Raw genomic sequence first — 23,991 nt, forward strand, 5'->3', positions numbered from 1 at the left:
ACTGGCGGGGCAGGCCCCTGACCAGCCACGACGTCATCGTGAACAGCATCGCGGCGACCACCACCCGCACCGGGCTGAAAGTCCGCGCCGAACTCGACACCGCCACCTACCCCACCGGCGTCCGCATCAGCAACCGGCAGATGGCCGCCCTTCCCCTGGACCACCACGCCTGGCACGGCGACTGGAACTACAGCCTTCGCCCCGAGCCGTACGACCAGGTCAGTGACGCCCCGGACCCGTTCGACCAGCCCAGTGCCGACCTCGCCTGGCTGTGCCACCCGGCCCTGACCGGGCTCCCGGCCGAGGAGTGGACCAAGCTGATCACCACGCTCACCGCCCTCCACGAGGACCAGCGGGAAACGCACCTGGACAAACGGCGTGGCCACCGGCCGCGCATCAAGGGTGGTCCTCTCACCGGCCGTCGCCCCCTCCTCACCCTCGCCGACCGGCTCCTGGCCACCCTCCTTCACCAGCGGCTCGGGCTTCCGCAGGTCGCGATCGCCCGCCTCTTTACCGTGACACCCGAAACCATCAACCGGCGCATCCGCGACATCCGCCAACTCCTCGACACCGCTGGACACGTCATCCACCCCGCCGACGACCGACTCACCACCCTCGAGGACCTCTACGCCCTCGCCAGCGCGGCAGAGATCACCCACCCACCAAACGTCAAGACAGCGAGTTGTTAATCGGCAAGCCCTAACTACACGGCATTGGTACTAGTCCTGGCGCGGCGATTCGGCGTTACTGACCTTCAAAGCGTGGTGTCGTAGGGGCTGACGTCTCATGATCCCTGCGGTATGGCGACTGCATGAGGTATCCGCAAGGGGGCGGGTTGACCGACGAACGGCGGGCCTTCCGCGAGCAGTTGCGGTTGGAGGCGGCCGAGCGGTTCAGGCAGGGCGACGAAAATACGGTCATCGCTCACGAGCTGCGGGTCAGCGTCCGGTCGGTCCAGCGTTGGCGCAAGGCTTGGTCGCAGGACGGGCCGGGAGCCCTGGTCTCGAAGGGCCCGGCATCGCTGCCGCTGCTCAGCGACGAACTGTTCACCGTGCTGGAGCGTGAGTTGGCCAAGGGGCCGGTGGCACATGGGTGGCCGGACCAGACGTGGACCCTGTCGCGGATCAAGACGCTGATCGGACGCCGCTTCCACAGGAGCTACACAGTGCAAGGGGTGGCCGCCCTGCTCAAGCGGCACGGCTGGAGCTGCCAGGTCCCCGCCCGGCGGGCGGTCGAGCGGGACGAGAACGTGATGGCCGGCTGGATGAAGGAGACCTGGCCGCAGGTGGAAGGACCGTGGCGGCGCTCGACGCCTGGCTCGTCTTCGAGGACGAAGCCGGATTCTCGATGACGCCGCCGACCACCCGCACCTGGTCCCGCCGCGGCCACACCCCTGTGGCGCGTGCGGGGCCGCTCCCGCCGCCGCTTATCGGTGGCCGCCCTGGCCTGCTACAAGGCTGGCGAATCCTCGCGGCTGATCTACCGGCCCTGCCCGGACGCCCGGCCCGATGGGCGCAAAAGCTTCTCCTGGAAGGACTACCGCGACCTGATCCAGACCGCTCACCAGCAGCTTGGCGGCCCGATCGTGCTGGTCTGGGACAACCTCAACACCCACCTCACCGCCGGCATGCGCCGATACATCGCCGACCGCGACTGGCTCACTGTCTTCCAGCTGCCGCCCTACGCACCCGACCTCAACCCGGTCGAGGGCATCTGGTCCGTCCTGCGACGCACCACCGTGGCCAATCGTGCCTTCGCCGATCCCGATGACTTGATCACTGCCGTCCGACGCGGCCTACGCCAGCTCCAGTACCGCCACGATGTCCTCGACGGCTGCCTCACCGGCACCGGCCTCCGACGCCAGCCACCATGACGACATCACGCATTCAAGGTCAAGTAGCCATGGCGGGCTCCAATAGTTCGCTGGGCGAACTTGTCGACGGCGCTCGATCCTTGAGGTATCGCCGGACCTGTCGCTTCGCCCGCGGCGCACGTCCGTGGTGCGATGGAACTGAGGGCGGAAAGGAGAGCGATCATGCCTGCAGCGAAGCGAACGAGTGTCGCCGCCTCGGTGTCGGTCCGCCCGCTGGTTGAGCCGGACCTGGATCGGGCCGACGAGATCTTCAGGGTCGCCTTCGGGACCTTCCTCGGGGCCCCTGAGCCGGAGACGTTCTTCGGGACCGCCGACTATGTCCGCACCCGCTGGGCGGCAGATCCACACGCGGCCTTCGCAGCGACCGTCGAGGGCGAGGTCGTCGGATCGAACTTCGCCGCCAACTGGGGCAGCGTCGGGTTCTTCGGCCCGCTGACCGTACGTCCGGATCTGTGGGACCAGGGCATCGGCAGGCGCCTCATGGAACCGGTCATGGCCTGCTTCGACACCTGGGAGAACCGCCACCTCGGCCTGTTCACCTTCTCGCACAGTCCCAAGCACCTCGAGCTCTACCGCCGGTACGGTTTCTGGCCCCGATTCCTTACAGCCATCATGAAGAAACAGGTCGCCGTCAGTGCCGCAGTCCCCGGCCGAGTGCTGTACGGCGAGCTGACCCCCGCTGAGCGGCCCGACGCACTGAGCCTCAGTCGCGCACTGACGGAGGCCGTGTACGAGGGTCTGAGCCTGGCGCGCGAGATCATGGCCACACAGGCGCAGGGGCTCGGCGACACCATCCTCCTCGAGGGCGCCGACTCCGACCTCGACGGTCTGGCTGTCTGCCACTGCGGAACGGGGTCGGAGGCCGGTGCGGACGTGTGCTTCGTCAAATTCGGCGCCGTACGCCCTGGCCCGGACGCCGCGGACCGGTTCGAACGACTGCTGAATGCGTGCGAGCAACTGACCACCGAGAAGGGACTGGGGCAGCTGGACGCCGGAATGAACCTGGCCCGTCAGGATGCCTACCGGCGCATGGTCGACCGCGGTTTCCGTACCTGGCTGCAAGGCGTGACCATGCACAAGCCCAACGAACCTGGCTACAGCCACCCAGACGCCTACGTGATCGACGACTGGCGCTGAGTCCACCGCCATACTCGGCTTCGAGGAAGACCCGATGCCGTCAGGAGACGACTGACACCCGGCACGGACGGCGGACGCAGGGCATCCTGCAAGTCAAAGGTGGGGCATGGACAGCAGCGAGTACGACGAGTACGAGGCCATCGTCAGAGTCCGGAAAGGCGCGCGTTTCGCGCGGTCGAGGAAGACTGAGGGCGCTCATCGCGGCATGACACGTGACCCCGATACCAATCAGGTGGGTCAAGCCGAGATCTTCTTGAAGGAGAACGAGCCGGATTCGGTGGCGGCGTACCCGCAGGGTTGGCTCGACTCTGACCGACACGAGTCGGAGGCCCGAGAGCAGGAGCTTCGAGAGTTCGCGGAGTTCGTCGCCGAGGTACTCGTCCAGATCGGCTTCAGAGTGGGGGAGAAGGCCGCGCCGCACGTCAGGAAGTGGTGGTACGAGCAAGCGCTCCCATCCGTGAAAGCGAAGTGGAGCAGCATGGCGCGAAGCCGCACGAGTGACCGCCGGGCTGAGGCCGCGGAGGACCTGCAGGAAGTCGTCACCGTTTCAGGCGATCAGCGGACGACCATGAGCGGCGCGGAGGCGCGGAAGCGGTTCACTGCGGCTCTGATGGCCCGGATATACAGCGATGGGCAGCTACGGCTGTTGCGCAACGCCCGGATCGTGGACGAAGGGGAGGACGGTTCGGTGGGGCTGGAGGCGACGGAAGATCTCACGCCTCAGCGCATCGGGGAGCACGTCGCGTTGATGCTCGAGGCGAACCCCTCGCTGCTCGGCGAGGACACCCTGGCCGAACTCGGGAAGCTCGTCGCGAAAATTCGAGCCGACGGAGGCTACGTCCCCATTCCGAGAGCAGAAGGGGTGCTGCCGCACGACGACGGGCACGACTGACGAGGGGGCAAGGGGCGACCGCGGTGAGCTGAGCCCCGGTCGGAGTGTCAGGTTTGTTCGGTTGGCCTCCGGGAGGCACCGGAACTCTCGGACCGGCCGTGGGGAGTGGTGACCAGGGAGGACCGCTGAGGGGCAGCCTGTCCAGGCCGCCCCTCCTGGGCCACTATGCGGTGCGCTTGAGGTGGGACAGTACGCCCATGCCTCCGCTGAAGGCCGCAGCGAAGGCGCTGCCACTCGCACCGAACGTCGCGAGGGGGTTGCCGTGGAAGGCCATCACCACGATGACCGCAACGAGAGAAGCCACAACAGCACACAGACTGACGATCGCGACATCACGCCCGGGATGCGTACAGGCGAGCTGCTGCGTCGAGTTGGCCGACACTCGGTACCTCCATTGACTTGTTCGCTATCTCCGCTGGATTTGGACGCACTTGACCTGGGTCAAGTGGTCTCCAGCGGTACGCAGCGGGGCTTAGGTCGCCCCGGAACAGCCGTCCGGCTGTGTCCACGTATGAAGCGATGAAGTCAAGGAGCCTCCTGTGAGTAGTTGGCAGGGCGACTCTAGCGATCCGTCAACTCCGGTGCAACGGCCTGGACTTCAACGCCTGGGTGGAGGGAAGGCGTCCGGCCCCGCCGCCGGGCCGGACAGATCCAACGCCGGCTCTCCGCCTTTCCAACACCAGCTACGCACCAACGGTGATTACGAGCGGAGCGACAACGGAGAAGCACGCGTTCAGGCGGAATGGGCAACGACCCACCAGACCGTTTGCGTTTCCGTGTGCAGTCGATCACATCAGGGCAGGTCACACGCGTTTCCTGCGGGGTATCGACACCAGGATGCCCGCAACGCGGAATGGTGGGCGTTTATCGGTGAGTGAAGCCACCGAGTTCCCGGTCATGGGCCTTTGACCTGCGGAAATCCGTCGGCGGAAGAGGTTGTCCACAGCATGTGGAGCGATGTGGGTCCTAAAAAGAGCAACGGTCAAAAGACCGTGTGCGTTTTGACATGAACGCAAGAAACCCTGATCTGCATTCCTGCAGGTCAGGGTCTTGATCCGGAGTGCCCCCGGCAGGATTCGAACCTGCGCACACGGCTCCGGAGGCCGTTGCTCTATCCCCTGAGCTACGGGGGCGTGTCGGGCGCGTTGCGCGGCGACGGGTAGAACCCTACCAGCTCTTTCGGGGTGTTCATGAACGGTTTCTGCGGGGGGAGGACGTCGCCCGCACGGGGTGGAAGTGGGGAAAACCCGGACGCGGTGGCCGGTCCGGACCTACTCTCGATTTGTGCCAGGCGCGTCGGGCCGGGTGCTTGTTGTCGACGACAACAAGGTCATCCGGCAGCTGATCAGGGTCAATCTCGAGCTGGAGGGCATCGAGGTCGTGACCGCGGCCGACGGTGCCGAGTGTCTGGATGTCATTCATCAGGTGCGGCCCGATGTGGTCACCCTGGATGTCGTCATGCCGCGACTCGACGGGCTGCGTACCGCTGCACGGCTGCGTGCCGATCCGCGGACCCGTGATCTGCCGCTTGCCATCGTCAGCGCCTGCACGCAGTACGAGGTCGACGGCGGCCTCGACATCGGCGTCGACGCCTTCCTCGCCAAGCCCTTCGAACCCGCCGAACTCGTAGCGCTGGTACGTCAGTTGATCGAGCGGAAGCGGAGCGGGCGAGCCAAGGGAGAGGCCGAGCCGCTGTTCGGGAACGTCCTCGGCGTCGGGGAGACCGAGCGGGCCGGGCGGGCCGGCGGCTGATCGCGGAGTCCGGGGGCGGCACCTCCCGCGCTTCCAGCGGGGCACATCGCGCTTCCAGCGGGGCTCGTGTTCGTTGCGACGTACCTCGCCTCCGCCCCCCGCCGACGCACGTCGCCTCCTCGCCTCCTCTCCTCCCGCGACGTATCTCGCCTCCGCCTCCGTCCACATGCCGGACCCACCTCCAAACCGGTTCGCCTACCCACCCCCCTCCTCCCATACGCTTGCCCCGTGACCCCCGTCGAGCTCTCCCGCCTCGTGCTGCGCGCGGTGCGTCGTGCTGTCGACGGGGGGGAACTGAGGGTGACCGTGCCGGAGCGGGCAGTCGTCACGGCTCCTGGTGCCGGTGGTTGTGGTGACTACGCGACCAACATCGCCCTGCAGCTCGCCCGCCCGGCCGGGCAGCCGCCGCTGCGGGTCGCCGAGGTTCTGCGGCCGTATCTCATTGATACGGCCACCGTCTCCGACGTCGTCGTCACCGGGCCCGGGTTCCTCAACATCAGTCTGCACAGCGTCGCGCCTGTGGCCCTCGTCGAGGAGATCCTGCGGCGCGGGAAGCGGTACGGACATGTCGAGGGGCCCGACGTGCAGCCCCTCGTGCGGCTGCACGCCCCGCATGAGGTCCGCGCCGTCGTCGTCATGGACGCCACTGCCCGGATCCTCCGGTCGCAGGGTGTCTTCGTCCGCACCGGCTGCGAGGCCCGCCCAGAGCCCGAGTGGACCGACATCCTCGGTGTACGGGTCGACGACATCGGCAGCCCCGAATCACCGGATCCCGTCATACGGCCGGTCCTTGCCGCCGCCGACCCTCTTCCCTGCGGCCCCGACTCACCGGCCGTCGACGTGGGGCCGTCCCCGGTGGTCCATGGCTCTCCTCCCTCCGGCGCCGACTCACCGGCCGTCGACGTGGGGCCGTCCCCCGCGGTCTACGGCCTTCTTCCCCCCGACCCCGACTCACCGGCCGTCGACGTGGGGCCGTCCCCCGCTCCGTCCCCCGCTCCCTCCGGCCCCCTTCCTTCCGGCCTCTTCCCCCCCGCCCCTCTTCCCTTCAGCGCCAAGTCACCCGCCCCCGGCGTGGAGTCGTCCCCCGCCCCCCTCCTTCCCGGCGTGGAGTCGTCCCCCGCCCCCCTCCCCCCCAGCCCCGAGTCACCCCCCCTCTTCATACGCCCCACCCCCGCCCCCGCCACCCCCCTCCCCCTGGGCCCCGACGCCGCCCGCTGGGCGCTGCTCTACCCTGCTGCCCACGACCGGCCTCGTATCACCGACGAGCACCTGGTCCAGCGTGAGGGCAACCCACTCTTCCGTGTCCGGTACGCGCACGCCCGTACGCGGGCCCTCAGCCGTAACGCCGCCGAGCTGGGTTTCACAGCCGGAGCAGGGCCCGTGCCTGACCGGCATGGTTTGCTCGACCGGCACGGCTTTCCCGACCGGCATGGTCTTCCCGACCGGCACGGCTTTCCCGACCGGCACGGCTTTCCCGACCGGCATGGTCTTCCCGACCGGCACGGCTTTCCCGACCGGCATAATCTTCCCGACCGGCATGGTCTTCTCGCTGCTCTGGCGGACCACCCCCGCGTCCTGGCCCGGGCGGCAGCCGGCCGTGCCCCCGACCGTCTTGCCCGGCACCTCGTCACCGTCGCCGATGCCGTGCTCGCCCTTGCGCCCACCGTGCTGCCGATCGGTGAGGAGAAACCCTCGGCCGCCCATCGTGCCCGGCTGGCGCTCGCCGAAGCCGCCGGGGCGGTGCTGGCCGGCGGCCTGTCCCTGCTCGGTATCGACGCACCCGACCACCTCTGAAAGAACACGCGACATGAGCCGTTCCGCACACCCCGCCGGGCCCCGTCACGCCGACGTCCTCCCCGAGGGCCGCTCCGTAGGAAGCACAGTGCCGCCCACCGACCTCAACGCCCTCGATCCCAAGGTGTGGGCGCAGACCGTCGGCCGTGACGCCGAAGGGACGGTCACCGTCGGCGGTGTCGATGTGAAGACCCTCGCCGAGCAGCACGGCACCCCCGCCTACATCCTCGACGAGGCCGACTTCCGGGCCCGTGCCCGTGCCTGGCGCACCGCCTTCGGCCATGACGCCGACGTCTTCTACGCCGGTAAGGCGTTCCTGTCCCGGGCCGTCGTGCGCTGGCTGCACGAGGAGGGGCTCAACCTCGACGTCTGCTCCGGCGGCGAACTCGCCACCGCACTCTCCGCCGGCATGCCCGCCGACCGCATCGCCTTCCACGGCAACAACAAGTCCATCGACGAAATCACCCGAGCCATCGACGCCGGCGTCGGCCGTATCGTCCTCGACTCCTTCCAGGAGATCGTCCGTGTCGCCCACATCGCGCGGGAACTCGGCAAGCGGCAGCGCGTGCAGATCCGTATCACCGTCGGCGTGGAAGCACATACGCACGAGTTCATCGCCACAGCCCATGAGGACCAGAAGTTCGGGATTCCGCTCGCGGGCGGGCAGGCCGCCGAGGCCGTACGGCGTGCCCTGCAGCTCGACGGGCTCGAACTCATCGGGATCCACAGTCACATCGGGTCGCAGATCTTCGACATGTCGGGGTTCGAGGTCGCCGCGCACCGCGTCGTCGGGCTGCTGAAGGACGTCCGGGACGAGCACGGCGTCGAGCTGCCCGAGATCGACCTCGGGGGCGGGCTCGGGATCGCGTACACGAGTGACGACGATCCCCGCGAGCCCCACGAGATCGCCAAGGCGCTCACCGAGATCGTCACCCGTGAGTGCGAGGCCGCCCGGCTGCGGACCCCGCGCATCTCCGTCGAGCCGGGACGCGCCATCGTCGGGCCCACCGCCTTCACGCTCTACGAGGTCGGCACGATCAAGCCCCTCGACAGCATCCGCACCTACGTCTCCGTCGACGGCGGCATGTCCGACAACATCCGCACCGCGCTGTACGACGCCGAGTACAGCGTCGCCCTCGTCTCCCGCACCTCCGACGCCGAGCCCATGCTCGCCCGCGTCGTCGGCAAGCACTGCGAGAGCGGCGACATCGTCGTGAAGGACGCGTTCCTGCCGTCCGACCTGGCACCGGGTGACCTGATCGCCGTACCGGCCACGGGTGCCTACTGCCGTTCCATGGCCAGCAACTACAACCATGTGCTCCGGCCGCCCGTCGTCGCCGTGAACGAGGGCGGGAGCCGGGTGATCGTCCGCCGGGAGACGGAGGAGGATCTCCTGCGTCTCGACGTCGGCTGAGCAGCAGGAAAGCGGGGGCGGAAGATCTCCTGTCTTCCGCCCCTGGAAAGATGAAATAAACGTCTCAGGATCCGGACAACAGACAGAAACTCCAGTCCGGTGAGTGAGACTGGTTCAACCGAAGACGGTATGAGGAAACGAGGTCGGATGATGCGTACGCGTCCGCTGAAGGTGGCGCTGCTGGGCTGTGGAGTGGTCGGCTCAGAGGTGGCGCGCATCATGACGACGCACGCCGACGACCTCGCCGCCCGTATCGGAGCCCCCGTGGAGCTGGCGGGAGTCGCTGTACGGCGCCCCTCCAAGGTGCGTGAGGGCATCCCCGCCGAACTCATCACCACCGACGCCACCGCCCTGGTCAAACGCGGCGACATCGACGTCGTCGTCGAGGTGATCGGCGGGATCGAGCCGGCCCGCTCCCTCATCACCACCGCCTTCGAGCACGGCGCCTCCGTCGTCTCCGCGAACAAGGCCCTCCTCGCCCAGGACGGCGCCGCCCTGCACGCGGCGGCGGAGAACCACGACGCGGACCTCTACTACGAGGCCGCCGTCGCCGGCGCCATCCCGCTGATCCGCCCGCTGCGCGAGTCCCTCGCCGGCGACAAGGTCAACCGCGTGCTCGGGATCGTCAACGGCACGACCAACTTCATCCTCGACAAGATGGACTCCACGGGGGCCGGGTATCAGGAGGCCCTCGACGAGGCCACCGCCCTGGGTTACGCGGAAGCCGACCCGACCGCTGACGTCGAAGGGTTCGACGCCGCCGCCAAGGCCGCCATCCTCGCCGGAATCGCCTTCCACACGCGCGTGCGCCTCGACGACGTCTACCGCGAGGGCATGACCGAGGTCACCGCCGCCGACTTCGCCGCCGCCAAGCAGATCGGCTGCACCATCAAGCTGCTGGCCATCTGCGAGCGGGCCGCGGACGGCGGCTCGGTCACCGCGCGCGTGCACCCCGCGATGATTCCGCTCACCCACCCGCTCGCCTCCGTACGCGGCGCGTACAACGCGGTGTTCGTCGAGTCGGACGCCGCCGGGCAGCTGATGTTCTACGGCCCCGGCGCCGGCGGTTCCCCGACCGCGTCCGCCGTCCTCGGCGACCTCGTCGCCGTCTGCCGCAACCGGCTGAGCGGCGCCACCGGGCCGGGCGAGTCGGCGTACGCCGCACTGCCCGTGTCGGGCATGGGCGATGTCGTCACGCGCTACCACATCAGCCTTGACGTCGCCGACAAACCGGGCGTTCTCGCTCAGGTGGCCACCGTGTTCGCCGAGCACGGTGTCTCGATCGATACGGTTCGGCAGCAAGGGAAGGACGGCGAGGCCTCCCTCGTCGTCGTCACCCACCGTGCGTCCGACGCGGCCCTCGGCGGCACCGTCGAGGCGCTGCGCAAGCTCGACACCGTGCGGGGTGTCGCCAGCATCATGCGGGTTGAAGGAGAGTAACCAGCAATGACCCACCAGTGGCGCGGAATCATCGAGGAGTACCGGGACAGACTGCCGGTCTCCGACAACACGCCGGTCGTGACGCTCCGTGAGGGCGGCACGCCGCTCGTGCCCGCGCAGGTGCTCTCCGAGCGCACCGGCTGCGAGGTCCACCTCAAGGTGGAGGGTGCGAACCCCACCGGGTCCTTCAAGGACCGCGGTATGACCATGGCCATCAGCCGGGCCAAGGAGGAGGGCGCGAAGGCCGTCATCTGCGCCTCCACGGGCAACACGTCCGCCTCCGCGGCCGCGTACGCCGTGCGGGCGGGCATGGTTTCGGCCGTTCTCGTGCCCCAGGGCAAGATCGCGCTCGGCAAGATGGGCCAGGCACTCGTGCACGGCGCGAAGATCCTCCAGGTCGACGGCAACTTCGACGACTGCTTGACGCTCGCTCGCGCCCTGAGCGAGAACTACCCGGTGGCGCTGGTCAATTCGGTCAACCCGGTACGGATCGAGGGGCAGAAGACGGCCTCGTTCGAGATCGTGGACATGCTGGGCGACGCCCCCGACATCCACGTCCTGCCGGTGGGCAACGCGGGCAACATCACCGCGTACTGGAAGGGCTACACGGAGTACGCCGCCGACGGTGTCTCGAAGCAGACCCCGCGCATGTGGGGCTTCCAGGCCTCCGGCTCCGCGCCCATCGTGCGCGGCGAGGTGGTCAAGGACCCGTCGACCATCGCCACCGCGATCCGCATCGGCAACCCCGCGTCCTGGCAGTACGCCCTGGCCGCGCGGGACGAGTCGGGCGGCTTCATCGACGAGGTGACGGACCGTGAAATCCTGCGCGCCTACCGGCTGTTGGCCGCTCAGGAGGGCGTTTTCGTCGAGCCCGCCTCGGCCGCGTCCGTGGCCGGCCTGCTGAAGGCCGCCGAGCAGGGCAAGGTCGACCCGGGACAGACGATCGTGTGCACGGTCACCGGCAACGGCCTCAAGGACCCCGACTGGGCCGTCGCCGGTGCCCCGCAGCCGGTCACCGTCCCGGTCGACGCGGCGACGGCGGCCGAGCGCCTCGGTCTCGCCTGATCAGCGGGCCGTAGGGGTAAACCCGACAGCCCGTAACAGGGGTAAACCCGACAGCCGCCCGTAACCCGACAGCCGTAGGGGTAACCCGGCAGGGGGTGCACAAGGGGCTTACGACACGCATCGTGCGCCTCCTGTGCGCCCTATGTCGCCACAGAACCTTCCTTCGATAGGCTGTACTGAACCCGCCCGCCGCATATGCCGACCACCGGCACAGTGCCGCGCTGTCTCCGTGGTCCGACAGCGGCGTCGGAAGCGCCCGTCCGTCAGGCCGGGAGCAGCCCGCGGGCTTCCCCGTACGTCATCGAATGTCTTCGACAGTCACGCAGCTCAAGGAGAGTCATCGAGCGATGGCCGGTCCAGCTTTCCGCGCCGCCGCCGTCAGGGTGCGCACCCCCGCCACCAGCGCCAACCTCGGCCCGGGCTTCGACGCCCTCGGCCTGTCGCTGGGGCTCTACGACGACGTCGTCGTCCGGGTGGCCGACTCCGGGCTGCACATCGACATCGCGGGTGAGGGCGGCGAGACGCTCCCGCGTGACGAAAGCCACCTTCTCGTACGGTCCCTGCGCACCGCCTTCGACCTGCTCGGCGGGCAGCCGCGCGGCCTGGAGATCGTCTGCGCCAACCGCATTCCGCACGGCCGTGGCCTGGGCTCCTCGTCGGCCGCCATCTGCGCCGGCATCGTCGCCGCACGCGCCGTGACCATAGGCGGGGACTCCAAGCTCGACGACCCGGCCCTCCTGGAACTCGCCACCGAGATCGAGGGACACCCGGACAACGTGGCCGCCTGTCTGCTCGGCGGATTCACGCTCTCCTGGATGGAGGCGGGATCCGCGCGCGCGATCAGGATGGAGCCCGCCGATTCCATCGTTCCGGTGGTTTTCGTGCCCGGTAAGCCGGTCCTCACCGAGACCGCGCGCGGCCTGCTCCCGCGCACCGTGCCGCACGTCGACGCCGCCACCAACGCGGGCCGTGCGGCCCTGCTCGTCGAGGCCCTGACCAGGCGCCCCGAGCTGCTGCTGCCCGCCACCGAGGACCGCCTCCACCAGGAGTACCGCGCACCGGCCATGCCGGAGAGCGCGGCGCTGGTGGAGCGGCTGCGGGCCGATGGGATCCCCGCGGTGATCTCCGGAGCGGGCCCCACCGTGCTGGCGCTGGCCGATGACGACAGCGCCGACAAGGTGGCCGACCTGGCAGGCGCGGGCTGGGCCGCGAACCGGCTTGAGCTCGACGCCCAGGGAGCGAGCGTGCTGCCGCTTGCGGCCTCCGGTGACATTTAAAAGCGTACGGTTGCCGGATTTCGAGAGGGGGAATGTTTGTTGGATCCGGTAGTGTTAACCTCAAGTCTGCACCCGACCCCACCATGGCGAGGTGCTTCGTGTCCCCGTCCGGGACAGACATCCTTCCGGGAGCCTCCCAAGCCGCACTGTGTTCCGTACGACGTACGCGAGGCGTATCTCGTACGCGGGCACTGAGCGACTGGCCGGGCATGCTCCGGAATCGGTGCGACCAAGCCTAGTGACACCGACACTCAGTGCCACAGCTCCGGGAAGCGCCATCACCCATTTCCTCCGCCTCTTTGGCGGACCACCGCCCCGGCACGGTCCACACAGCAAGGACCGATGCCGGACAGCACAACCGGTCGCCGAGCCAGACAGGCCGACGTCCGCTCCAGGGAAGGACCCTTCGTGAGCGACACCACCGATCTGATGGGCGCACGTGTCGAGGAGACCGCTGCCGCGCCCGCCACGGACGCCTCCGCGCCTGCCACCGGTGCCGGCTCCCGGCGGCGCCGCGGTACCGGCCTCGACGGCATGGTGCTGGCCGAGCTGCAGCAGGTCGCATCCGGCCTCGGCATCAGGGGCACCGCGCGTATGCGCAAGAGCCAGCTGATCGAGGTCATCAAGGAGGCGCAGGCGGGCGGGGGTGCCCCGGCCAAGACCGCCGAGGCAGCCACCGAGACCAAGCCCAAGCGCCGCGCCACCTCGAAGGCGCGCACCGGCGAGGACTCCGCTCCCGCCGCGAAGGCCGCCAAGAAGGCCGAGAACGCCGAGAACAAGGCCGAGGCTCCGGCCGAGAAGGCCGTGGCCCAGCAGCAGATCGAGATTCCCGGCCAGCCGGCCGGGGGCGCCGCCCGCGACGGGGGTGCCTCCCGCGCGAGCGAAGCCGAGCGTGGGGGAGAGGCCGAGCGCACCGGCGAGGACGCCCCCGAGCGCCGCCGTCGCCGTGCCACCGCCGAGGCGGGCAGCCCCGAGACGGTCGCCGCCGAGGCGAAGAGCGAGCCGAAGGCCGAGACGCCCGCCCCGCAGGCGCAGGGCGACTCCAAGGCCGACGCCGACGGCGGCGAGGGCCGCCGCCGCGACCGCCGGGACCGCGGCCGTGACCGCGACCGCCGCGGCAAGGGCGACGACCAGCAGAACCAGGGCGGCCAGCGGCAGCAGGGCCAGCAGCAGGGCGGCGGCCGTCAGGACCGCCAGGACCGCCCGGACCGCCAGCAGCGGGCCGATGAGGACGGGGACGACTTCGAGGGCGGCCGGCGGGGCCGTCGCGGGCGCTACCGCGACCGCCGTGGCCGTCGTGGCCGCGACGAGATGGGCGGCCAGGAGCCGCAGATCGCCGAGGACGACGTCCTGATCCCGGTCGCGGGCATCCTGGACATCCTCGACAACTACGCCTTCATCCGCACGTCGGGCTACCTGCCGGGTCCGAACGACGTGTACGTCTCCCTCGCCCAGGTCCGCAAGAACGGCCTGCGCAAGGGTGACCACATCACCGGCGCCGTCCGTCAGCCCAAGGAAGGCGAGCGGCGGGAGAAGTTCAACGCGCTGGTGCGGCTGGACTCCGTCAACGGCATGGCGCCGGAACACGGCCGTGGCCGCCCGGAGTTCAACAAGCTCACCCCGCTGTACCCGCAGGACCGGCTCCGCCTGGAGACCGACCCGGGTGTGCTGACCACCCGCATCATCGACCTCGTGTCGCCGATCGGTAAGGGCCAGCGCGGTCTGATCGTGGCCCCGCCGAAGACCGGTAAGACCATGATCATGCAGGCGATCGCCAACGCGATCACGCACAACAACCCCGAGTGCCACCTGATGGTCGTCCTGGTCGACGAGCGTCCGGAAGAGGTCACCGACATGCAGCGGTCGGTCAAGGGCGAGGTCATCTCCTCGACCTTCGACCGCCCGGCCGAGGACCACACGACGGTCGCCGAGCTGGCGATCGAGCGGGCGAAGCGGCTCGTCGAGCTCGGCCATGACGTGGTCGTGCTGCTCGACTCCATCACGCGTCTGGGCCGTGCGTACAACCTGGCCGCGCCGGCTTCCGGCCGCATCCTCTCCGGTGGTGTCGACTCGACCGCGCTGTACCCGCCGAAGCGCTTCTTCGGTGCGGCCCGGAACATCGAGGACGGTGGCTCGCTCACCATCCTCGCGACGGCTCTCGTCGACACCGGGTCCCGCATGGACGAGGTGATCTTCGAGGAGTTCAAGGGCACGGGCAACGCCGAGCTGAAGCTGGACCGCAAGCTCGCCGACAAGCGGATCTTCCCGGCGGTGGACGTCGACGCGTCCGGTACCCGTAAGGAAGAGATCCTGCTCGCCAACGACGAACTCGCCATCGTCTGGAAGCTGCGCCGGGTGCTGCACGCGCTCGACCAGCAGCAGGCGGTCGAGCTGCTCCTCGACAAGATGAAGCAGACGAAGTCGAACGCGGAATTCCTGATGCAGATTCAGAAGACGACGCCGACACCGGGTAACGGTGACTGAGCGCTCCGCGGGAAGTGCCGCGATCGGCCGTCGATCGACTGCTGCGCCGTCGTGGCTGGGCACGCAGTTCCCCGCGCCCCTTCGGGGCGCTGTCGAACCGTAGCTGACTTCGCCGAGCCGGCTTAGTCGCGGCTGAGGTGGCCGCCCCCTGTTCAAGGGGGCGGCCATCTTGTTGCCTGCAGCCGGTGTACGATCACGCGGCTCGGACTGCTTTTCGAATCCGCGGTCCGCATTTCTGATCCCGAGGGGGGACTTGAGTGGGTACATCCATGTCTGGGGGCGGGCGGCACAGACGCCGGTTGCGGATCGCTCTTCCGTTCACCGCGGCCGGAGTGGCCGCCGCCGTCGCCGCCGCGTTGCTGACGAGTTCCGCCGACGCCGCCACGGCGCTTCCGAAGCCGACGGTCAAACCCGCCGTCGGCTCGGTCTCGGCCGCCGAGCTGGAGAAGCGGGTCGCCGGTGCGGCCGCCGGTGACGACACCGCGGGGAGACGACCGGCAGGTCGTCCCTGAGCGCAGGCACCTCCGTGGACGCGAAGATCATCGGCGGGTCCACCACGACGATCACCTCGGCACCGTGGATGGCCCAGCTCTGGTACTACGACGAGGCAAGCGACCTCGGCTTCTTCTGCGGCGGCACCGTCGTCGCGCCGACGAAGATCCTGACCGCCGCGCACTGCGTCAAGGGCTACAACTGGGCCGCCTACGGCGCGGTGGTGACCGGGACCCCGACGTTGCCCGACGACGAGGGCAACACCGACGGCACGGTCTCGCTGCCGCTGCGCCAGTGGACTCACCCGTCGTACAGCGCGCTGACCATCGACAACGACATCGCCGTCATCACCCTGGACACGCCGGTCAAGACGACGCCGATCCGCATGACGACGTCCGGCGACACCGCCTCGTACGCCGCCGGCACCAATGCGAAGGTCTACGGCTGGGGCCGTACCAGCTCCACCACCCAGGACATCTCCCAGACCCTGAAGACGGCCACGCTGCCGATCCAGTCGGACACCACCTGCGCCGGCTACTACGGCGCCGACTTCGTCAAGAACCACATGGTGTGCGCGGGCAACCCCGCCAGCGGCAGCGACAGCGGTACGACGTCCGCGTGCAACGGCGACTCCGGTGGCCCGCTGGTCGTCGGCACCGGTACCAGCGCCCGTATCGTCGGTGTCGTCTCCTGGGGCGTCGTGGACTGCGTCGAGAAGGGCGCGTACAGCGTCTTCGCGAAGGTCAAGTCGTATGTCGGTGCCGCCTATCCGCAGGTCGACGACGCCAACATGAGCTACACCGACGGCAAGGCGGACCTGTTCGTGCGCAACGCGTCCACGAAGACCGGCTACGAGAAGGACTCCAAGGGCACCTCGTTCGGCGCCCGGCAGAGCCTCGGCAACTGGACCGGCGTCAACACCGTCCTCCAGACCGACCTCGACCGTGACGGCGTACAGGACTTCGTGTACCGCGTCGCCTCCACCGGGGACGTCTACTGGATGCACTACGTGCGCTCCACCGAGGTGTGGACCGAGAAGCAGATCTACGACAACTGGAAGACCCGCACCCGGATCGTCACCCCCGGCGACCTGACCGGCGACTACCTGCCCGACCTGCTGTCCGTGGACTCCGGCGGCAAGCTGTGGCTCTACCCGGGCAAGGGCAACGGCTCCTTCGCGGCCCGTACGCAGGTCGGGTCGGGCTCGGGCTGGAACCAGTACAACACCCTGCGCGGCAAGGGCGACTTCAACGCCGACGGCAAGGCCGACGTGATCGCCCGCAACAGGAGCACCGGCGCGGTCTACCTGTACAAGGGCACCGGCAAAACTTCCAGCCCCTTCTCGGCCCGTGTGAAGGTCCGCACCTGGAGCAACACCACCTACAACGCCTTCGACGCGATCGGTGACGTCAACGGCGACAGCAAGGCCGACTTCCTGGCCCGTACGCCCGGCGGCACGCTCTATCTGTACAAGGGCACCGGGAACGCCACGAGCGAGATCTTTGCCACAAGGATCTCGGTCGGGACGGACTTCAAGCAGTACGACATCTTCGGCTGAAACAGCAGAAACAGCAGATGAATTGCGGTGCATCCGGCACCGCCGGTCACGCGCTGTGCCCACCGTCCCACGCGGTGGGCACAGCGCGTTGTGCAACCCTTTCCCGGGTTTCCCCGTCTGACCGGTCAGAACGAAGAGGGAGCGATCCATGTCGCTTCGCCCGGGCCTGACCCTGAACGCGGGGGGTAACCGACCCGTCGGAGAACCGAGGAGCACATGTCTGCCGAGAGCACACCGGACCCCGGCATACCGGGTGGGGCCGGGACCACGGGTGGGCGCCGCCGCGCCAAGGGCCGCCGCCGCAAGCCCCGCGGCAAGCGCCGCAAGGGACTGCTCGTCACGGCCTGGGTGGCCGGCGGCATCCTCCTGGTGGGCGGCACCGGCGCCGGGTACGTGTACTTCAGGCTCAACGGCAACATCGACAGCGTCGACATCGACCAGGCTCTCGGCGCCGACCGGCCGGCCAAGGCCGACAACGGCTCCGAGAACATCCTCGTCCTGGGCTCCGACACCCGGTCCGGCTCCAACCAGGAGCTGGGCGGCGGCGCCGACGACGGCAGCGCCCGCTCCGACACGGCGATGGTCGTGCACGTCTACGAGGGCCGCAAGAAGGCCAGCGTCGTCTCCATCCCGCGCGACACCCTCATCGACCGGCCCGAGTGCACCGACACCGACGGCGAGACCCACGACGCCGCGACCGACGTGATGTTCAACTCGGCGTACGCCACCGGCGGCGCGGCCTGCGCGGTCAAGACCGTCGAGTCGCTCACCGACCTCCGCATGGACCACTACCTGGAGGTCGACTTCAGCGGCTTCCAGAAGCTCATCGACGAGCTGGGCGGCGTCACGGTGACCACCAGCCAGGCCATCAACGACCCCGACAGCCACCTGGACCTGCCGGCCGGCACCCACCGGCTCAACGGCGAGCAGGCACTCGGCCTGGTCCGCACCCGGCACGGCGTCGGCGACGGCTCCGACCTCGGCCGGATCCAGCTCCAGCAGGCCTTCATCAAGGCGCTCGTCGAGGAGGTCAAGGACGTCGGCGTCTTCACCAACCCGAAGAAGCTGTACGACCTCGCCGACACCGCAACCAAGACCATCACCACCGACTCCGACCTCGGCTCGGTCACCTCCCTGATGTCCTTCGCCAACGGCCTCAGGGGCATCGACACGAAGAACATGAACATGGTCACGATGCCGGTGCAGTACGACACCGCCGACGCCAACCGCGTCCTCGTCGACGACGCCAAGGCCCAGCAGGTCTGGACGGCCCTGAAGAACGACAAGCCGATCCCGAAGTCGGCGACGAAGGGCACGGCGACAGGCCAGGCGAACGGCGTGGTGACCTCGTAGCGCGCTGCCGGGAATAGATCACCGCAACCCCCCGTTTTGGGGGATGGCCCCAGTCCTGGCAGACTGGTACGTCGGCTCCGGTTCACGCCTCCGCATCCCGCGGCTGCGACCCGGCGCCCTCCCGAAACTAGGAGACACCCTTGAAGCGCGACATCCACCCCGAGTACGTCGAGACGCAGGTCAGCTGCACCTGCGGCGCGTCGTTCACCACCCGTAGCACGATCGACAGCGGCACCATCCGCGCCGAGGTCTGCTCCGAGTGCCACCCGTTCTACACGGGCAAGCAGAAGATCCTCGACACCGGTGGCCGTGTGGCCCGCTTCGAGGCCCGCTTCGGCAAGGCCGCCGGCTCCAAGAAGTAGCGAGCCTCCTTTCGCCGGTCCACGGCCGCGCCCCTCTTCGGCGTGCCGGGACCGGCGTTTTTGGTCGCCCGCCCTTCACCCACGTACGCACCACAGGAGCCAGAGATGTTCGAGGCCGTCGAGGAGCTCGTCGCCGAGCACGCCGACCTGGAGACGAAGCTCGCCGACCCGTCGGTCCACGCCGACCAGGCCAACGCGCGCAAGCTGAACAAGCGCTACGCCGAGCTGACCCCGATCGTCGCCACGTACCGCTCCTGGAAGCAGACCGGCGACGACATCGAGACGGCCCGTGAACTCGGCGCCGACGACCCGGAGTTCGCCGCCGAGGTGAAGGAGCTGGAGAAGCACCGTGAGGAGCAGACGGAGAGGCTGCGGCTGCTCCTCGTCCCGCGCGACCCCAGCGACGACAAGGACGTGATCCTTGAGATCAAGGCGGGCGCGGGCGGCGACGAGTCCGCTCTCTTCGCCGGGGACCTGCTGCGCATGTATCTGCGGTACGCCGAGCGCGTCGGCTGGAAGACCGAGATCATCGACGCCACCGAGTCCGAGCTGGGCGGGTACAAGGACGTCCAGGTCGCCGTGAAGACGAAGGGCGGCCAGGGCGCCACCGAGCCCGGGCACGGCGTCTGGGCCCGGCTGAAGTACGAGGGCGGGGTGCACCGCGTGCAGCGTGTCCCGGCGACCGAGTCCCAGGGCCGGATCCACACCTCCGCGGCCGGCGTCCTGGTGACCCCCGAGGCCGAGGAGGTCGACGTGGAGATCAACCCGAACGACCTCCGTATCGACGTCTACCGCTCCTCCGGACCCGGCGGACAGTCCGTCAACACGACCGACTCCGCCGTGCGCATCACGCACATTCCCACCGGAGTGGTCGCCTCCTGCCAGAACGAGAAGAGCCAGCTGCAGAACAAGGAGCAGGCACTGCGTATCCTGCGCTCCAGGCTGCTCGCCGCGGCGCAGGAGGAGGCGGAGAAGGAGGCCGCCGACGCCCGCCGCAGCCAGGTCCGCACCGTCGACCGCTCCGAGAAGATCCGTACGTACAACTTCCCGGAGAACCGCCTCTCGGACCACCGCGTCGGCTTCAAGGCGTACAACCTGGACCAGGTCCTGGACGGCGACCTCGACGCGGTGATCCAGGCCTGCGTCGACGCGGACTCGGCCGCCAAGCTCGCAGCCGCGTAGGGGACGTTCTCATGGGCACCCCCTGACGGACGTACGAGAAGGACCAGTACCGGAGGACATGCGTGCAGCCATCATTTGGGGGGCGACCCTCAAGCCCCCGCAGCGTGCTGCTCGCTGAGGTAGCCCAGGCCACCCAGCGGCTCGCCGACGCCGGCGTGCCCTCGCCGCGCAACGACGCGGAGGAACTCGCCGCGTTCGTGCACGGCGTGAAGCGGGGCGAGCTGCACACCGTGCGGGACGCCGACTTCGACGCCCGGTACTGGGAGGTCATCGCGCGCCGTGAGCAGCGCGAGCCGCTCCAGCACATCACCGGGCGGGCCTACTTCCGCTATCTCGAACTCCACGTCGGCCCCGGGGTGTTCGTCCCGCGCCCGGAGACCGAGTCGGTCGTCGGCTGGGCCATAGACGCCGTACGCGCCATGGACGTCGTAGAGCCGCTCATCGTCGATCTGTGCAGCGGCTCCGGCGCCATCGCGCTCGCCCTCGCCCAGGAGGTCCCGCGCTCCCGTGTGCACGCCGTGGAGCTGTCCGAGGACGCCCTTCAGTGGACGCGCAAGAACATGGCGGGGTCCAGGGTCGACCTGCGTCAGGGTGACGCCCTCACCGCCTTCCCCGACCTCGACGGCCAGGTCGACCTGGTGATCTCCAACCCGCCGTACATCCCGCTGACGGAATGGGAGTACGTCGCACCCGAGGCGAGGGACTACGATCCCGAACTCGCCCTGTTCTCCGGCGAGGACGGCCTCGACCTCATCCGCGGCCTCGAACGGACCGCACACCGGCTCCTGCGCCCCGGCGGGGTCGTCGTCATCGAGCACGCCGACACCCAGGGCGGTCAGGTGCCGTGGATCTTCACCGAGGAGCGGGGGTGGGCCGACGCGGCCGACCACCCCGACCTCAACAACCGCCCCCGGTTCGCGACCGCCCGCAAGGCGCTGCCGTGACCAGCCCGCAGACTGTTGTCCCGAAGCACGTGACGTACGTGTACGAGGAGGCCCGCTAGATATGGCACGGCGATACGACACCAACGACGCGACCGACCGCATCACCGGTCTGCGTGAGGCCGCGTCCGCCGTCCGCCGTGGCGAGCTCGTGGTCCTCCCCACCGACACGGTGTACGGCATCGGGGCCGACGCGTTCTCCTCGGAGGCCGTCAGCGACCTGCTGGAGGCCAAGGGGCGGGGCCGCAGCATGCCCACCCCGGTGCTCATCGGCTCCCCGAACACCCTGCACGGCCTCGTCACGGACTTCTCCGAGCTGGCCTGGGAACTGGTCGACGCCTTCTGGCCGGGCGCGCTGACGCTGGTCGCCAAGCACCAGCCGTCCCTCCAGTGGGACCTGGGGGACACCCGGGGCACGGTCGCCGTGCGCATGCCGCTGCACCCGGTCGCCATCGAACTGCTCACCGAGATCGGCCCGATGGCCGTGTCGTCGGCGAACCTCACCGGCCACCCGGCGCCGGAGGACTGTGACGCCGCGCAGGGCATGCTGGGCGACTCGGTGTCGGTCTACCTCGACGGCGGGCCCACGCCCGGCAACGTGCCCTCCTCCATCGTCGACGTCACCCGCGAAGTGCCGCTGCTGCTGCGAGCGGGCGCCATCTCGGCGGAGGAGCTGCGCAAGGTCGTCCCCGACCTTGAGGTGGCCAATTGACAGCCCCTGACGCGGGGCGTGGCATATGGAACGGGGAAGAGACGGGGACCTTCGGGCTTCCACTGGACAGCTTCCGCATCCTCCACGTCAGCACCGGCAACGTGTGCCGCTCGCCGATCACCGAGCGGCTGACCCGTCATGCCCTGGCGGACCGGCTCGGCGACCCGCTGTGGGGCGGGCTGATCGTGGAGAGCGCGGGCACCTGGGGCCATGAGGGAGCGCCCATGGAGGCCAACGCGGAGACGGTGCTGGCCGACTTCGGCGCGGACCCCTCCGGGTTCGTCGGGCGGGAACTGCTGGACGAGCACGTGATCCGCGCCGACCTGGTGCTGACCGCCACCCGCGACCACCGGGCGCAGGTCATCTCCATGGGGCACTCCGCCGGCCTGCGGACCTTCACCCTCAAGGAGTTCACCCGCCTGGTGAAGGCGATCGACCCGGCGACCCTGCCCCCGCTGGAGGACGGCATGGTCGCCCGGGCACGCGCCCTGGTGCGAGCCGCGGCAGCTCTACGCGGGTGGCTCCTGGCGCCCACGGCGGAAGCAGACGAGGTGTACGACCCGTACGGCGCCCCGCTGACCTTCTTCCGCTCCATCGGCGACGAGATAAACCAGGCCCTGGATCCGGTGGTGACGGCGCTGACCGGGGTGGCTGCGCGCGCGTGACGCGTGACGCGGGGGGAGCTGGGCCGGCGGACGGAGTCCGGCGCAGCGCTCCGAAGCCTGGGAGGCCCGCCTGGGCCGAGTGGTGCGAGGGGCGCGTTGGGGGGTGGGGCTGGACCGGGCGCTGGATCCGGTGGTGACGGCGCTGACCGGGGTGGCTGCGCGCGTGATGTGGGGGAGCTGAGTCGGGGCGGCTGGACCAGGCGCTGGATCCGGGCGTCAGCGCGCTCGCCGGTGTGCCCGCCAGGACGTGACAACCGCGCGTCCCCGGGAGCGCGGGCCTACATTGGAGCTACGCGTCAGCACGGCGAACCGAGTCCTTACAAGCGTCGCCCCCGGAGCCCATCATGACGGTCAGCCACACCCTTGAGGCCGATGCCGATGTCCTGCGCCGCCAGGACCCGGAACTGGCCGGGATTCTGCTGGGGGAGCTGGAGCGGCAGTCGACGACGCTGCAGTTGATCGCCGCCGAGAACTTCACGTCACCGGCGGTGCTGGCGGCGCTCGGGTCGCCGCTCGCCAACAAGTACGCGGAGGGGTATCCCGGGGCCCGGCACCACGGAGGCTGCGAGATCGTCGACGTCGCCGAGCGCATCGCCGTCGAACGGGCCAAGGCGCTGTTCGGGGCGGAGCACGCCAATGTGCAGTCCCACTCCGGATCGTCGGCCGTGCTCGCCGCGTACGCCGCCCTGCTGCGGCCCGGCGACACCGTCCTCGCGCTGGGCCTGCCGTACGGCGGCCACCTCACCCACGGCTCGCCCGCGAACTTCTCCGGCCGCTGGTTCGACTTCATCGGCCACGGGGTGGACGCGGAGACGGGGCTCATCGACTACGACCAGGTGCGCACCCTCGCCCGTACCCATCGGCCCAAGGCGATCGTGTGCGGGTCCATCGCCTATCCGCGGCACATCGACTACGCCCTGTTCCGCGAGGTCGCCGACGAGGTGGGCGCCTATCTGATCGCCGACGCCGCGCACCCGATCGGGCTGGTCGCCGGGGGAGCGGCGCCCAGCCCGGTGCCGTACGCCGATGTCGTCTGCGCCACCACGCACAAGGTGCTGCGCGGTCCGCGCGGCGGCATGATCCTGTGCGGCCACGAACTCGCCGAGCGGGTCGACCGGGCCGTGTTCCCCTTCACCCAGGGCGGCGCCCAGATGCACACCATCGCCGCCAAGGCGGTCGCCTTCGGCGAGGCCGCCACTCCCGCCTTCACCGTGTACGCCCATCAGGTCGTCGCCAACGCGAGGACCCTCGCGGCGGGACTGGCCGCCGAAGGGCTGGTCGTCACCACGGGCGGCACGGACACACATCTCATCACCGCCGACCCGGTACCCCTCGGCGTCGACGGGCGGACCGCCCGGGGCCGGCTCGCCGCCGCCGGGATGGTCATGGACTGCTGTGCGCTGCCGCACGGCGACGCCCGCGGCCTGCGCCTCGGCACGGCGGCGGTCACCACTCAGGGCATGGGAGAGGAGGAGATGGGACACATCGCCGCCCTGTGCGCAGGGGTGCTGCGCGGCGCGGTCGAGAGCCAGCAGGCTCGTGAAGAAGTGCGGGAGCTGGCCGGTAGATTTCCGCCGTATCCCGGCTGAGCGGGGGTA

At 69.5% G+C, this 23,991-nt stretch carries 18 protein-coding genes, 1 tRNA gene and 2 pseudogenes; 19 read left to right on the forward strand and 2 right to left on the reverse strand.

Annotation, left to right across the window (positions count from 1 at the left end; genetic code table 11):
• The 4 genes and pseudogenes from GFH49_RS37870 to GFH49_RS37890 all read left to right on the forward strand — a co-directional run.
• Positions 1-689: ISAzo13-like element transposase-related protein (locus GFH49_RS37870; protein ID WP_196218142.1), on the forward strand; the 689-nt coding region annotated here is incomplete at its 5' end.
• A 122-nt stretch (positions 690-811) separates the two neighbouring features.
• Positions 812-1,873 (forward strand): annotated as a pseudogene (locus GFH49_RS41780) (IS630 family transposase).
• A gap of 162 nt (positions 1,874-2,035) precedes the next feature.
• Positions 2,036-3,010 carry a GNAT family N-acetyltransferase gene (locus GFH49_RS37885; RefSeq protein ID WP_196218275.1) on the forward strand — a complete coding sequence of 325 codons (975 nt, stop codon included), beginning with the start codon at positions 2,036-2,038 and terminating at the stop codon, positions 3,008-3,010.
• 106 nt (positions 3,011-3,116) lie between these two features.
• Positions 3,117-3,902: a hypothetical protein gene (locus tag GFH49_RS37890; RefSeq protein ID WP_155060585.1), complete on the forward strand. Its 786-nt coding sequence runs from the start codon at positions 3,117-3,119 to the stop codon at positions 3,900-3,902.
• Positions 3,903-4,065: 163 nt separating this feature from the next.
• Here the strand turns inward: GFH49_RS37890 and GFH49_RS37895 are convergent, their stop codons facing one another.
• Positions 4,066-4,284, reverse strand: coding sequence for a hypothetical protein (locus GFH49_RS37895; RefSeq protein WP_155060586.1), 219 nt, complete (start codon positions 4,282-4,284; stop codon positions 4,066-4,068).
• Between the two features lie 679 nt (positions 4,285-4,963).
• Positions 4,964-5,035: transfer RNA gene (locus tag GFH49_RS37900), tRNA-Arg, on the reverse strand.
• A 103-nt stretch (positions 5,036-5,138) separates the two neighbouring features.
• On the opposite strand from GFH49_RS37900, the gene GFH49_RS37905 reads away from it, so the two are divergent.
• The 15 genes and pseudogenes from GFH49_RS37905 (at position 5,139) to glyA (ending at position 23,982) form a co-directional block, all read left to right on the forward strand.
• Positions 5,139-5,654, forward strand: a complete 516-nt coding sequence (locus GFH49_RS37905; RefSeq protein WP_155060587.1) for a response regulator — start codon at positions 5,139-5,141, stop codon at positions 5,652-5,654.
• Between the two features lie 267 nt (positions 5,655-5,921).
• On the forward strand, positions 5,922-7,448 hold the full coding sequence (gene nrtL / locus GFH49_RS37910) for an ArgS-related anticodon-binding protein NrtL (protein ID WP_408055990.1): 1,527 nt from the start codon (positions 5,922-5,924) through the stop codon (positions 7,446-7,448).
• A 13-nt stretch (positions 7,449-7,461) separates the two neighbouring features.
• On the forward strand, positions 7,462-8,862 hold the full coding sequence (lysA, locus tag GFH49_RS37915; RefSeq protein ID WP_155060589.1) for a diaminopimelate decarboxylase: 1,401 nt from the start codon (positions 7,462-7,464) through the stop codon (positions 8,860-8,862).
• A 147-nt stretch (positions 8,863-9,009) separates the two neighbouring features.
• On the forward strand, positions 9,010-10,302 hold the full coding sequence (locus GFH49_RS37920; protein ID WP_196218276.1) for a homoserine dehydrogenase: 1,293 nt from the start codon (positions 9,010-9,012) through the stop codon (positions 10,300-10,302).
• A gap of 6 nt (positions 10,303-10,308) precedes the next feature.
• Positions 10,309-11,367, forward strand: a complete 1,059-nt coding sequence (gene thrC / locus GFH49_RS37925) for a threonine synthase (RefSeq protein WP_155060590.1) — start codon at positions 10,309-10,311, stop codon at positions 11,365-11,367.
• A 347-nt stretch (positions 11,368-11,714) separates the two neighbouring features.
• Positions 11,715-12,644, forward strand: coding sequence for a homoserine kinase (gene thrB, locus GFH49_RS37930; protein ID WP_155060591.1), 930 nt, complete (start codon positions 11,715-11,717; stop codon positions 12,642-12,644).
• 408 nt (positions 12,645-13,052) lie between these two features.
• A complete protein-coding gene (gene rho, locus GFH49_RS37935) occupies positions 13,053-15,128 on the forward strand; it encodes a transcription termination factor Rho (RefSeq protein WP_155060592.1) in 2,076 nt (691 codons plus the stop codon).
• A gap of 269 nt (positions 15,129-15,397) precedes the next feature.
• Positions 15,398-17,178, forward strand: a pseudogene (locus GFH49_RS37940) (trypsin-like serine protease).
• A 216-nt stretch (positions 17,179-17,394) separates the two neighbouring features.
• Complete coding sequence (locus GFH49_RS37945; RefSeq protein WP_155060593.1) at positions 17,395-18,531, forward strand: LCP family protein; 1,137 nt, start codon at positions 17,395-17,397, stop codon at positions 18,529-18,531.
• 140 nt (positions 18,532-18,671) lie between these two features.
• Positions 18,672-18,893 carry a 50S ribosomal protein L31 gene (gene rpmE / locus GFH49_RS37950; RefSeq protein WP_030042685.1) on the forward strand — a complete coding sequence of 74 codons (222 nt, stop codon included), beginning with the start codon at positions 18,672-18,674 and terminating at the stop codon, positions 18,891-18,893.
• Between the two features lie 105 nt (positions 18,894-18,998).
• Positions 18,999-20,075 (forward strand): peptide chain release factor 1, encoded by a 1,077-nt coding sequence (prfA, locus tag GFH49_RS37955; protein ID WP_155060594.1) that lies wholly within the window; start codon positions 18,999-19,001, stop codon positions 20,073-20,075.
• A 104-nt stretch (positions 20,076-20,179) separates the two neighbouring features.
• Positions 20,180-21,019 carry a peptide chain release factor N(5)-glutamine methyltransferase gene (gene prmC / locus GFH49_RS37960; protein WP_155060595.1) on the forward strand — a complete coding sequence of 280 codons (840 nt, stop codon included), beginning with the start codon at positions 20,180-20,182 and terminating at the stop codon, positions 21,017-21,019.
• Between the two features lie 61 nt (positions 21,020-21,080).
• A complete protein-coding gene (locus GFH49_RS37965) occupies positions 21,081-21,728 on the forward strand; it encodes an L-threonylcarbamoyladenylate synthase (protein ID WP_155060596.1) in 648 nt (215 codons plus the stop codon).
• A complete protein-coding gene (locus GFH49_RS37970) occupies positions 21,725-22,393 on the forward strand; it encodes an arsenate reductase/protein-tyrosine-phosphatase family protein (RefSeq protein ID WP_155060597.1) in 669 nt (222 codons plus the stop codon). The genes GFH49_RS37965 and GFH49_RS37970 overlap by 4 nt, the downstream gene beginning before the upstream one ends.
• A 344-nt stretch (positions 22,394-22,737) precedes the next feature.
• Positions 22,738-23,982, forward strand: coding sequence for a serine hydroxymethyltransferase (gene glyA / locus GFH49_RS37975; RefSeq protein WP_155060598.1), 1,245 nt, complete (start codon positions 22,738-22,740; stop codon positions 23,980-23,982).
• The last annotated feature ends 9 nt before the right edge of the window (positions 23,983-23,991 follow it).

It is taken from the genome of Streptomyces blattellae, from assembly GCF_009709555.1.
In the GTDB taxonomy this organism is placed as follows: domain Bacteria; phylum Actinomycetota; class Actinomycetes; order Streptomycetales; family Streptomycetaceae; genus Streptomyces; species Streptomyces blattellae.